Origin of the sequence: Hydrogenophaga sp. H7, assembly GCF_002025745.1 — a bacterium.
GTDB lineage: Bacteria > Pseudomonadota > Gammaproteobacteria > Burkholderiales > Burkholderiaceae_C > Hydrogenophaga > Hydrogenophaga pseudoflava.
The window spans coordinates 232,418-244,475 of the sequence record NZ_MCIC01000001.1; the positions used below are offsets into that span (position 1 = coordinate 232,418).

General features: G+C 70.2%; 10 protein-coding genes. 2 read left to right on the forward strand and 8 right to left on the reverse strand.

Features of this window, described 5'->3' with window-relative positions:
• Nucleotides 1-18: 18 nt before the first annotated feature.
• Nucleotides 19-1,221 (forward strand): formate-dependent phosphoribosylglycinamide formyltransferase, encoded by a 1,203-nt coding sequence (gene purT / locus BC358_RS01220; protein ID WP_079364349.1) that lies wholly within the window; start codon nucleotides 19-21, stop codon nucleotides 1,219-1,221.
• A 2-nt stretch (nucleotides 1,222-1,223) separates the two neighbouring features.
• Here the strand turns inward: purT and BC358_RS01225 are convergent, their stop codons facing one another.
• The 6 genes from BC358_RS01225 to BC358_RS01250 form a co-directional block, all read right to left on the reverse strand.
• Complete coding sequence (locus tag BC358_RS01225; protein ID WP_066153835.1) at nucleotides 1,224-2,432, reverse strand: ABC transporter permease; 1,209 nt, start codon at nucleotides 2,430-2,432, stop codon at nucleotides 1,224-1,226.
• A complete protein-coding gene (locus BC358_RS01230) occupies nucleotides 2,422-3,168 on the reverse strand; it encodes an ABC transporter ATP-binding protein (RefSeq protein ID WP_079364350.1) in 747 nt (248 codons plus the stop codon). The genes BC358_RS01225 and BC358_RS01230 overlap by 11 nt, the downstream gene beginning before the upstream one ends.
• A complete protein-coding gene (locus BC358_RS01235; protein ID WP_079364740.1) occupies nucleotides 3,165-4,469 on the reverse strand; it encodes an efflux RND transporter periplasmic adaptor subunit in 1,305 nt (434 codons plus the stop codon). Before BC358_RS01235 ends, BC358_RS01230 begins: the two co-directional genes overlap by 4 nt.
• Before the next feature lie 19 nt (nucleotides 4,470-4,488).
• Entirely contained in the window at nucleotides 4,489-5,949 is a 1,461-nt protein-coding gene (locus tag BC358_RS01240; protein ID WP_127804774.1) for an efflux transporter outer membrane subunit, read from the reverse strand.
• Between the two features lie 83 nt (nucleotides 5,950-6,032).
• Complete coding sequence (locus BC358_RS01245; RefSeq protein WP_079364351.1) at nucleotides 6,033-7,139, reverse strand: mechanosensitive ion channel family protein; 1,107 nt, start codon at nucleotides 7,137-7,139, stop codon at nucleotides 6,033-6,035.
• 27 nt (nucleotides 7,140-7,166) lie between these two features.
• Nucleotides 7,167-8,663 carry an AMP nucleosidase gene (locus BC358_RS01250; RefSeq protein ID WP_079364352.1) on the reverse strand — a complete coding sequence of 499 codons (1,497 nt, stop codon included), beginning with the start codon at nucleotides 8,661-8,663 and terminating at the stop codon, nucleotides 7,167-7,169.
• An 84-nt stretch (nucleotides 8,664-8,747) separates the two neighbouring features.
• Between BC358_RS01250 and BC358_RS01255 the strand changes: the two genes are divergently transcribed.
• On the forward strand, nucleotides 8,748-10,043 hold the full coding sequence (locus BC358_RS01255) for an MgtC/SapB family protein (protein WP_079364353.1): 1,296 nt from the start codon (nucleotides 8,748-8,750) through the stop codon (nucleotides 10,041-10,043).
• Here BC358_RS01255 and gorA read toward each other — a convergent pair.
• On the reverse strand, nucleotides 10,033-11,439 hold the full coding sequence (gene gorA, locus BC358_RS01260) for a glutathione-disulfide reductase (RefSeq protein ID WP_079364354.1): 1,407 nt from the start codon (nucleotides 11,437-11,439) through the stop codon (nucleotides 10,033-10,035). The genes BC358_RS01255 and gorA overlap by 11 nt on opposite strands.
• A 71-nt stretch (nucleotides 11,440-11,510) precedes the next feature.
• On the reverse strand, nucleotides 11,511-12,050 hold the full coding sequence (locus BC358_RS01265) for a hemerythrin domain-containing protein (protein ID WP_066153821.1): 540 nt from the start codon (nucleotides 12,048-12,050) through the stop codon (nucleotides 11,511-11,513).
• Nucleotides 12,051-12,058 lie beyond the last annotated feature (8 nt).

The following is a 12,058-nucleotide window of genomic DNA, read 5'->3' on the forward strand; positions in this document are numbered from 1 at the left end:
GTTTTTTCGAGGACCCTCATGACGACGCTTGGTACACCCCTCTCGCCCTCCGCCACCCGCGTCATGCTGCTGGGCAGCGGCGAACTCGGCAAGGAGGTGCTGATCGCGCTGCAGCGCCTGGGCGTGGAGACCGTCGCGGTCGACCGCTACGAGAACGCGCCGGGCCAGCAGGTGGCGCACCACGCGCGCACCATCACCATGAGCGACCCGGCGCAGCTGAAGGCGCTGATCGAGGCCGAGTGCCCGCACCTGGTGGTGCCCGAGATCGAGGCCATTGCCACGCCCATGCTGGAGCAGCTCGAAGCCGCCGGCACGGTAACGGTGATCCCGACCGCGCGCGCCGCGCGCCTGACCATGGACCGCGAGGGCATCCGTCGCCTGGCGGCCGAGACCCTGGGCCTGCCGACCAGCCCCTACCAGTTCTGCGACTCGCTGGCCGAGCTGCAGGCGGCCATTGACGCCGGCATCGGTTACCCCTGCATCGTCAAACCGGTGATGAGTTCCAGCGGCAAGGGCCAGAGCAAGATCGACGGCCCGGCCGATGTGCAGAAAGCCTGGGACTACGCGATGGCCGGCGGCCGCGTGAGCCATGGCCGCGTGATCGTCGAAGGCTTCATCGACTTCGACTACGAGATCACCCAGCTGACCGTGCGCGCCAGGGGCGCCAGTGGCGAGGTCGAGACGCATTTCTGCGAACCCATTGGCCATGTGCAGGTGAGCGGCGACTACGTTGAGAGCTGGCAGCCCATGGCGATGACGCCGGCCGCCATTGAAAAGTCGCGCCAGATCGCCAAGGCCGTCACCGACAACCTCGGCGGCCTGGGCCTGTTCGGCGTGGAGCTGTTCGTCAAGGGCGAGCAGGTCTGGTTCAGCGAAGTCAGCCCGCGCCCGCACGACACCGGCCTGGTGACCCTGTGCACGCAGCACCAGAGCGAGTTCGAACTGCACGCCCGCGCCATCCTCGGCCTGCCGGTGGACACGTCCCTGCGCAACCCGGGCGCCAGCGCCGTGATCTACGGCGGTGTCGAGGCCCAGGGCATCGTGTTCGACGGCGTCGATGAGGCGCTGCGTGTGCCCGGCACCGACCTGCGCCTGTTCGGCAAACCCGAGAGCTTCACCAAGCGCCGCATGGGCGTCGCGCTGGCCCGGGCGACGGACACCGACACGGCGCGCGCCAACGCCAAGCTGGCCGCGAGCAAGGTCAGGCCCCGCGAGGTCTGACTTCACTCATGACGTAATGCGTCAATCGGATTGAGCCGCGCCGCGCGCCGCGCCGGGAAGTAGCCGAACAGCACGCCGATGGCGGCCGAGAACAGGAAGCTCAGCAGGTTCACGCCCAGGTTGAACTGGTAGGGCACGTCCATCACCGCCGACAGCGCCACCGAGGCGCCGGTGGCCAGCACGATGCCCACCAGGCCGCCGAGCGCGGCCAGCACCACGGCCTCGATCAGGAACTGCAGCAGCACCTCGCGCTCCAGCGCGCCGATGGCCAGGCGCAGGCCGATCTCGCGGGTGCGTTCGGTCACGCTCACCAGCATGATGTTCATGATGCCGATGCCGCCCACCAGCAGGCTGACGGCGGCCACCGCGCCCAGCAGCATGGTCATGATCCTGGTCGTGCCCGAGAGGGTTTCGGCCAGCTGCTTGGTGTCGAGCACGTTGAAGTTGTCCTCGTCGGTCTCGGCCAGCTTGCGGCGCTCGCGCAGCAGCTGCGTGATCGAGGCGGTCACGCGCGCGGCGTCGGCGCCATCGCTCATCGACACCAGCAGGGTGTTGACGCGGGTGTGGCCGACGATGCGGCGCTGCAGTGTCTTGATCGGCATCAGCACCATGTCGTCCTGGTCGTTGCCGAAGGCGCCCTGGCCCTTGGATTCGAGCGTGCCGACGACCTCGCAGCTCATGGCCTTGACCCGCAGCTGGCCGCCCACGGCGCTGGTGTTGCCGAACAGCTCGCGCTGCACCGTCTGGCCGATCAGGCAGACCGCCCCACCGGCGCGCAGTTCGTCGTCGCTGAAGTTGCGGCCGTCGGCGATCTTCCAGTTGCCGGTGACCAGCCAGTCGTTGGTGCTGCCGATCACGCTGGAATTCCAGTTGCGGCCATTGGCCACCAGGGTGGTGCCGGTGCGGGCTTCGGGCGCCACCGCCAGGATGCCGCTGACCTGTCCCATGATGGCCTCGCCGTCGCTCTCCTTGAACGCCGGCGCACCGCCGCCGCCACCCCCCGGCCCCATGCGCTGGCCGGGCCGCACCTGCAGCAGGTTGGTGCCCAGGCCGGCGATCTGGTTCTGCACCGCCGCGGTCGCACCGTTGCCGACGGTGACCATGGTGATCACGGCGCTGACGCCGATCACGATGCCCAGGATGGTGAGGAAGGAGCGCAGCAGGTTGCGCCGGATCGAGCGCAGCGCCAGGACCAGGGTGTTAAGCCACATGGCTGCCTCCCTCGGACTGGCTTTCGCGCAGCATGTGCGGCACCGGGTTGCGCACGTCGCTGGCGACCACACCATCGACGAAGCGCACCATGCGGCGCGCGTACTCGGCCATGTCGGGCTCGTGCGTGACCATCAGCACCGTGATGCCCTGTTCGGCGTTCAGGCGCCAGAGCAGTTCCATGATCTCGTGGCTGCGTTGCGTGTCGAGGTTGCCGGTCGGTTCGTCGGCGAGCAGCACCTGCGGCTCGGTGACGATGGCGCGCGCAATGGCCACGCGCTGCTGCTGGCCGCCGGACAGCTCGCCGGGGGTGTGGTGCTCCCAGCCCTTGAGGCCGACCTTCTCCAGCGCCGCGAGCGCCGCCGAGTGCCGCAGGGCCGCGGGTTCGCCGCGGTAGACCAGGGGCAGCTCGACGTTCTCCTGGGCCGAGGTGCGCGCCAGCAGGTGGAAGCCCTGGAACACAAATCCGAAGTAGCGCCGGCGCAGCCGGGCGCGCTGGTCGCGCGAGAGCGTCTCCACGTGCACGCCGCGGAACAGGTACTCGCCGGTGGTGGGCACGTCCAGGCAGCCCAGGGTGTTCATGGCGGTCGACTTGCCCGAACCGCTGGGGCCCATGATGGCCACGAAGTCGCCCTGCTGGATGTCGAGGTCGACCCCCTTGAGCGCCTGGAAGGCCGTGTGGCCTTCGCCGTAGGTCTTGGTGATGCCGCACAGGCGGATCAGCGGGGTGTCGCTCACTGGGCCGCTCCGGAGGCGCGTTGCTCTGTGATGACCGCCATGCCTTCTGAAAGGCCCTCGCCGCTGACCTCGGTGTTGCGGCCGTCGCTGATGCCGGTGCGGACTTCCTTGGCCACGGGCTGGCCGTTCTCCAGCACCCAGAGCTGGCGCGGGCCACCACCGCGGCGGTCCATGCCGGCGGTCTTGGGGCGGGTGTTCGGGGGGCGCGGCATCATCTTCGACAGGATGCTGCCGCCGCTGGCGGCGGCAGCCCCGTTGGACGACGCGGGCGAGAAGCGCAGCGCGGTGTTGGGCACCAGCAGCACGCCCTTGGCCTCCTTGGCCACGATGGTCGCGGCCGCGGTCATGCCGGGGCGCAGGCTCAGGTCGGCGTTGTCGACGTTGAGCGTGGTGGTGTAGGTGACGACGTTGTCGGTCTTGGTGGAGCCGAAGGCCACGCGCTGGATGGTGGCCGGGTAGCGCCGCGCCGGAAAGGCGCTGACGGTGAACGTCGCCTTCTGCTCGACCTTCACGTTGCCGACGTCGGCCTCGTCCACCGCCACGTCCAGCTTGAGCTGGGCCAGGTCCTCGGCAAGGGTGAACAGGGTGACCGCCTGCAGCGAGGCGGCGACCGCGTTGCCCGGGTCGACCGAGCGGGAGAGCACGACGCCGCTGATGGGCGAGCGGATCGAGGCCTTGGACAGGTTGGTCTCGTTGGTGGACAGCGCGGCACGGGCCTCGTTGACCGAGGCCTGGGCAGCCGCCTCGGCGGCCACGGCGCGGTCCACGGCGGCCTTGGCGCTGTCCAGCTCGGTGGCCGAGGGCACCTTGCCGCCCGACAGGCGCGCGACCTCCTCGAAGCGGGCGAGCGTGGCACGGGCCTCGCGGGCCGTGGCCACCGCCTGTGCGAGCTGCGCCTGGGCCGAGGCCAGCCCGGCGCGCGCCTGCGTCACCTGGTCCTGCAGCTTGGCGGTGTCCAGCTCGACCAGCACCTGGCCGGCCTTGACGCGGTCGTTCACGTCGACCAGCACGCGCTTGACCGTGCCCGAGAGCTCGCTGCCCACGTTGACCGAGCGGGTCGGCTGCAGCGTGCCGTTGGCCGCGACCGTGAGCGTGATGTCGCCGGTCTTGAGTGGTTCGGTCACGTAGACCGGCGCGGCCTTGGCGTTCTTCTGCGACTGCCACACATAGAGGCCGCCGCCGGCCAGCGCCAGCGCCGCGACCGCGATCCAGGTCGAGGCGCGCTGCCACCAGCGGGGCGGACGGTCATCGCCCAGCAGGTCCTGGGCGTCGGCGGGGGTGGAGGTCTTCTTGGCGTTCATGGTCATCGGGATAAATCGGTCAGCGGGCGGCGCTCGGCGCGCCGGTGTCCGGGGTCCAGCCGCCGCCCAGGGCCTTGTAGAGGCGGACGTGGCCGGTGGACAGCGAGGCCTGGGCGCTGGCCACGCTGTCCTGGGCGGACAGCAGGGTGCGCTGGGTGTCGAGCACGGTGCGGAAATCGATCAGGCCGCTCTGGTAGCGCTGGCGCGCCAGCAACTCGGCGGTGACGGCGGCCTCGGCGGCGGTCTGCAGGTGGGCCAGGCGCTCGCGGTCGCCCTGGATGGCGACCAGCGCGTCCTCCACGTCCTGCAGCGCGGTCAGGACCGTGCTGGCGTAGCCGGCACGCGCCTGTTCCAGCGCCGCCTCCTGTGCGCGCACCTGGGCCTTCGCCGCGCCGCCATCCAGCAGCGGCACCGACACGCTGGCCAGCAGCGACCGCACCACGGAGGCGCCGTCGGTCAGCGTGCCCAGCGTGAGCGCGGACAGGCCGAGCGATCCGCCGAGCCGGAAGCTCGGGTAGCGCGCCGCGTCGGCGGCCGCCACCCGCGCCAGCGCGGCGCTGATGCGGTGTTCGGCGGTGCGCACGTCGGGGCGCTGGCGCAGGGTCTCGGCCGGCAGCGAGAGTGCGATGTCCGCGGGCGGCTGCGGCACCGGCGCGACCGCGCCCAGTGTGGCGTCCAGCGCGCCGGGTGCCTGACCGGTCAGCACCGACAGCGCGTTGCGGGCCTGGGCCAGGCTGGCCTGCAGTGCGGGGATCTGGGCCTGGGTCTGGGCCTGCGCGGCGATGGCCTGTTCCAGGTCGAGCGAGGAAGCCAGGCCGGCCTGCACCCGCCAGCGCGTGATCTGCAGCGTTTCGGACTGCGCGGCCAGGTTGCGTTGCGCAATGTCCAGCCGCGACTGCAGGCCGCGCAGCTCGATCAGCGACGCGGCCACCTCGGCCGCCAGCGACACCTGCACATCGGCCAGGCTGGTTTCGGAGGCGCGGGCGTCGGCCTCGCTGGCGTCGAGGCTGGCGCGGTTGCCGCCGAAGACGTCGGGCTCCCAGCTGGCGTCGAAGCCGGCCTGGAAGCGGCTGCTGGCGTCGGCCGTGCCGGAGCGGCTGCGCTGGGCAGAGCCCGAGGCGCTGAGCGAGGGACCGTTGTTTGCCTGCTGCACGTCGCGCTGGGCGCGCGCCTGCTGCAGCGCGGCCTGTGCGCTGCGCACGCCGGAGTTGGCCTGCAGCGCCTGGGTGACCAGCGCGCCCAGGGCGGGGTCGTTGAAGCGCTGCCACCACTGGGTCAGCGCGGTGGCTGCCACCCCTTCGGTGGCGGGCGCCGCGGTCCACTGGGTCGGTGCCACCGGCAGCATGCCGTTGCTGCCGGCTTGATCTGGCGGGGACGGCAGGTGGGCGCAGGCCGACAGGCTCAACGCCAGCGCCGCCGCCAGACTCGCGCGGTGCAGCGCTGGCCGGTGGGCCGCATCAGGGAGATGGATTCTGTTCATGTCGGTCGCATTGTGTGGGGCCAGTGGTTCTGCCACACCGCAGAAATGTCAAGCCAAGGTAAAGCCGCCGTCGGCGTTGCGCGTCACGCGCCACGTTCATGGGGTGGGGCCGCCTCGCCAGCGTCCGTGGCCAGGTGCAGGGTCTGCGTCGGAAAGGCGATCTGCGCGCCATGGCGCTCGATGATGCCGCCCATCGCCAGCAGCAGCTCCTGCTTGAGCTTCTGGTACTCGGCCCACGCGCGGGTGAGCGTGAAGGCGTAGACCATGATGTCCAGCGAGCTCGCGCCGAAGCGGTTGAAGTTGACGATCAGCGTCTGCGTGGTGTCGATGGCCGGGTGTTGCTGGAGATAGCCGCGGATGTCGTCGCACACCGACTGCACCTGGGCGAAGTCGTCGTAGCGCAGGCCGATGACTTCGTTCAGGCGCCGGTGGCTCATGCGCGAGGGGTTCTCGACCACGATGCTGGTGAACACCGCGTTGGGCACGTAGATCGGGTTCTTGTTGAAGGCGCGGATGCGGGTGTGGCGCCAGCTGATGTATTCCACCGTGCCCTCGATGCTCTTGTCGGGCGAGCGGATCCAGTCGCCGACGCTGAAGGGGCGGTCCAGATAGATGGTCAGGCCACCGAAGAAGTTGGCCAGCAGGTCCCTGGCGGCCAGGCCGACCGCGATACCGCCCACGCCACCGAGCGCCAGCAGCCCGCCGATCTGGAAACCCAGGCCGTGTGCGGCCGTCATGACGGAGACCACCACCACCACCAGGCGCAGCAGCTTGCTCAGCGCCAGCGCGGTGGTCAGGTCGAAGTCTTCACCGGCTTCGGTGCGGCGGCGGATGCTGGTCTGCGTCACCTCGCCGATGAGCTTCCAGAGGAACCAGGCCACGCAGACCATGAAGCCGATGTCGCGCCAGAGCAGCACGGTGCCCAGCCAGTCGTGCTCGGGCCAGCGCGCATGCACGGCCCGTGCGACCAGGCTGAGGCCCACCAGCCAGACCATCGCCTGCAGTGGCCGGCGTGCCGATCGCAGCAGCGATTCGTCCCAGAGGTTGCTGGATGCGTGGGTCCAGCGCTCGATGCGGCGCAGCACCAGGCGCAGGGCCTGGTCTACCAGCAGGGTGATGAAAAGAATGACCAGCGCCGAGGCCAGCCACAGTTCGACGCCGATGAGGGTTTGCAGTTGTTCCGTGAGCATGAGGGGTATGGGGTGGCGCGCTGCGCCTTATTGAAAAGCCACTTCCGCAAAACTGCGCAGCTTGCGGCTGTGCAGCTGGTCGACCCCGCCGGCGCGCAACAGTTCCACCGCGCGGATGCCGATGCGCAGGTGCTGGTCCACGCGCTCGCGGTAGAAGTGGTTGGCCATGCCGGGCAGCTTGATCTCGCCGTGCAGGGGCTTGTCGCTCACGCACAGCAGCGTGCCGTAGGGCACGCGGAAGCGGAAACCGTTGGCGGCGATGGTGGCGCTTTCCATGTCCAGTGCGACGGCACGCGATTGCGAGAAGCGGCGCTGGGGCGTGTTGTCGGGCAGCAGCTCCCAGTTGCGGTTGTCGGTGCTGGCCACGGTGCCGGTGCGCATGATGCGCTTGAGCTCCTGCGGTGGCACACCGGTCACGTCGGCCACGGCCTGCTCCAGCGCCACCTGGATCTCGGCCAGCGCCGGGATCGGCACCCACAGCGGCAGTTCTTCGTCGAGCACATGGTCTTCGCGCACGTAGGCGTGGGCCAGCACATAGTCGCCCAGCTGCTGGCCGTTGCGCAGGCCGGCGCAGTGGCCCAGCATCAGCCAGGCGTGCGGGCGCAGCACGGCGATGTGGTCGGTGATGGTCTTGGCATTCGCGGGCCCCACGCCAATGTTGACCATGGTGATGCCCGAGCGGTCTTCGCGCAGCAGGTGGTAGGCCGGCATCTGCGGCAGGCGGGGCAGGGCCTTGCCCAGCGCGTCGATGGCCTGGGCCGACAGGCCGGCGCGGCGCGTGACCAGGTTGCCCGGTTCGACGAAGGCGATGTAGTCGCTGCGCGGGTCGGCCATCTCGGCGTGGCCGAGCTTGATGAATTCGTCGATGTAGAACTGGTAGTTGGTGAACAGCACGAAGTTCTGGAACCAGTCGGGCGAAGTGCCGCTGTAGTGGCGAAGGCGCTGCAGCGAATAGTCCACCCGCGGGCCGGTGAACAGCGACAGCGGGTGCGGCTCGCCGGGTTTGGGTTCGTGCGTGCCGTTGGCGATGCCGTCGTCCATGACGGTCAGGTCGGGCAGGTCGAACACGTCCCGCATCAGGGCGCGGCGCTCGGGGCCCATCTCGCCCTCCACATGTTCATGCTCGGCGAAGGAGAAGTGGATCGGGATCGGCTGCGTGCTGGTGCCCACCTCCAGCTTGCCGTCGTGGTTGGCCAGCAGCAGGCGGAACTGCTCCAGGTAGTAGTCGGCGTACAGGTCGGGACGGGTGAGCGTGGTCTCGAAGCGGCCCGGCCCGGCGACGAAGCCGTAGCTCAGGCGGCTCTGCAGCCCGGCCTCCTGGCGCGAGACGCTGCGCGAGTGCAGGCGCACGAAGGGGTAGCAGGCGCGGATGCGGGCACCGCCCGGTTCGGCACCCGCCACGAAGTCGTGCATGGCCTCGCGCAGGAAGGCGACGCTGCTGTCGTAGATGTGCTGCACCTGCGCCAGCGCGGCGGCCGGGTCGTCGAACAGCTGGGGGGCGATGAAGGTCGGGGTTTTGTGCATGGGGCTATTGTGGCCATGTGTGACGGGCTTCGCATGACAGTGGTGGCGCTACAGTGGCGGCAGCCTGGGTCCTTCCGCTGCGCCATGTCCATGACCGATCCCTGGGGCCTTGTGCCCGATACACCTGCCGCCGCCGTGCTGGCGGTCGCCCTCGGCTGCGGCCTGCTGGTGGGCATCGAGCGCGAGCGGCGCAAGGGCAGTGGCCCGAACCGGTCGTTCGCCGGCCTGCGCACCTTTGCGGTGACCAGTGTGGCCGGCGCGGCGGCGGCGCTGACCCAGATCGGCGGGCTGGTGGTCGCCGGTGCTCTGCTGGTGGCCGGGCTCGCCCTGCTGGCCTACCAGCGCGACCGCTCCGACGACCCCGGAACGACGACCGAGATCGCGCTGCTGCTGATTTACCTGACCGGCGTGCTCTGTGTGTGGAGTCCCCCGCTGGCGGCGGGCCTGGCCGTGGGCCTGACCGCGCTGCTGGCCGGGCGCGAGCGCCTGCACCGGTTCGCACTGCACTGGCTGCGCCCGGGCGAGGTGCGCGATGGCATTGTGTTGGCCGCGCTGGCGCTGATGGCCTTGCCACTGGTGCCCGACCAGCCGCTGTGGGGCACGCCGCTGAACCCGCACAAGGTGGTGCAGCTGCTGGTGCTGCTGCTGGGCGTGCAGTCGGTGGCGCACCTCGCGGCTCGGCTGCTCGCGGCCCACCATGCGGTGGCGGTGTCGGCGCTGGCCTCCGGGTTCGTGTCCAGCACGGCCACCATCGCGACCCTGGGGCTGGCTGTGCGCGAGCAGGGCGCCCAGCCCCGCCTGATGGCCGGCGGCGGCCTGCTGTCCTGTGTGTCCACCCAGGTGCAGCTGCTGCTGGTGGCCGCGGCCATGCAGCCGGCCTGGCTGGCGCGGCTGTGGCTGCCGGCGTTGGTGGGGGCCGGGGTGGTGGCGCTGTGGGGCTGGGTGCTGTTGCGCGGTGCGCCGACCGATGGCGACGGGCTGGTGGTGTCGTCGCCGCGCATCGAGGGACTGTCCGTGCGCGGCGACGACCGCATGTTCAGCCTGCGCGGCGCCGCGGCCGTGGCCGTGCTGCTCAGCAGCGTGCAGCTGGTGGTGCACGCCCTGCAGCGCTGGCTGGGCGATGCCGGCCTGGTGGCGGGGGCGCTGGTGGCCGCGCTGGCCGACCTGCATTCTGCGCTGGCGGCGGTGTTCTCCGCCACCACCCCCGTGTCGGGGCCGGCCGGCGTGTGGGCGGTGGCGCTGGCCTTGCTGGTGCACGCGGCGAGCAAGAGCGTCACCGCCGGGCTCACCGGGGGCATGGCCTACCTGCGCTGGCTGGCGCCGGGCCTTTGGCTGCACACCGTGCTGGTGGCGGCCGGGTTGCTGTGGTTCAGCTCTTGACGGGGTCGCGCATGGTCACGAACTCTTCGGCCGCCGTCGGGTGGATGCCGATGGTGCTGTCGAACACCGCCTTGGTGGCGCCGGCCTTCATGGCCACGGCGAAGCCCTGCACGATCTCGCCGGCCTCGGCGCCCACCATGTGCAGGCCCACCACGCGGTCGCTGGCGGTGTCCACGATCAGCTTCATCAGCGTGCGTTCGCTGCTGCCCGAGAGCGTGTGCCGCAGCGCCTTGAACTCGCTGCGGAACACGGTGACCGCGCCGAACTTCTCGCGCGCCTGCGCCTCACTGTAGCCCACGGTCCCGATGCTGGGGTGGGTGAACACCGCGGTGGGGATGAACTCGTAGCCCATGCTGCGCGGCGCCTTGCCGGGGGCCGGGCCGAACAGCTGGTCCACCACCACCATGGCCTCGCCCAGCGCCACCGGCGTGAGCTGCACCCGGTTGGTCACGTCACCCACGGCCCAGATGCTGGGCACGTTGGTGCGGTAGTGTTCGTTCACGATGACCTCACCTTGCGCGCCCTGGGCCACGCCCAAGGCCTCCAGGCCCAGTCCCTGCACATTGGGCTTTCGGCCGGTGGCGTAGAGCACGGCGTCGGCCATGACGACATTGCCGTCTTCCAGCTCGGCGCGCAGACCGTCCGCGGTTTTGCGGATGTCCACCACGCCGGCGTTCAGGCGCAGGTCCACACCCGACTTCTGCATCTCGCCGGCCACGAAGTGGCGGATCTCGTCATCGAAGCCGCGCAGCACCTGTTCGCCCCGGTAGAGCTGGGTGACCTTGGCGCCGAGGCCGTTGAAGATGGACGCGAACTCGCAGGCGATGTAACCGCCGCCGACCACCAGCAGGCGCTGCGGGAACGGTTCCAGGTCGAACACCTCGTTGGAGGTGATGACGTGCTCGCGCCCGGTGAAGTGCGGCACGAAGGGCGTGCCACCGGTGGCAATGAGGACGTTCGCGGCGGTGCAGGACTGGTGGCCCGGCGAGCCATCGGCGTTGAGCGTCGCCACGGTGATGGCGTGCGGTCCGTCGATGCGCGCAAAGCCGTTGATGACGGTGACGCCCGAGCCGCGCAGCAGGTTGGCGTAGACGCCGTTCAGGCGCGAGATTTCCTTGGCCCGGTTGGCCTTGAGGGTGGACCAGTTGAAGGTGGGGGCGGCGTCCAGTTCCCAGCCAAAACCGCGCGACTCCTCGAAGGCGTCGTGGTAGTGCGCCGCGTAGCTGTAGAGCTTCTTGGGGATGCAGCCCACGTTGACGCAGGTGCCGCCCAGGCCGTCGGTGCCCAGGGTTTCGGCCAGCGCCACGCGGGCGCCGCGCCCGGCGGCCATGCGGGCGGCACGCACACCGCCGCTGCCGCCGCCGATGACAAAGAGGTCGAAGTCGAAAGAACTCATGGCTTCAGGTGCAGGACAGGAAGCCGGTCAGTGTACGAGGGCACCTCTTGGCTCCTTCCGAGCAGGGGCTCTCAGGCGAGGGCGCGCACCTCGTCCTGGGCCATCACGCGCCGCCGCGCCATCTCACGGCCCATACCGATGGTGTCGATGCCCTTCATGCGCTTCTTCGCCTCCGGGTAGGCGAGCGACTCTTCCAGCAGGATGTGGTCCAGGTACAGCGCCTCGAACACCTTCAGCGCATGCCGCAGCTCGGCCGGGTCGAACCAGAGGTTGCCGTTGGTGGCCGCTTCCAGAGAAGGGGCGATCTGGATCCAGTTCTCTTCCAGCCAGCCGTGGTCCTGGATCAGGTGCTCGGCCGCCTGCGCGACCTCGGCGTCCTGGCTGGCCAGCAGCGCCGGGAAGATGTGCTTTTCTTCGTCCAGGTGGTGCTGGCGCGCCTCGGTGTTGAAGTAGTTCAACACGCGGCGGGCCAGCGCCCGGGTGGCCGCGTTCAGCCCGTCGGACTCGATGGCGTCCACCAGCCCGTGCAGCTGCCGCACATGGTCCTGGATGTCCTGGTGGGTGCTGTCGAGAAACTCGAAGATGGCAATGGAGACGGGGGCTGCGCTCATGGGAGACT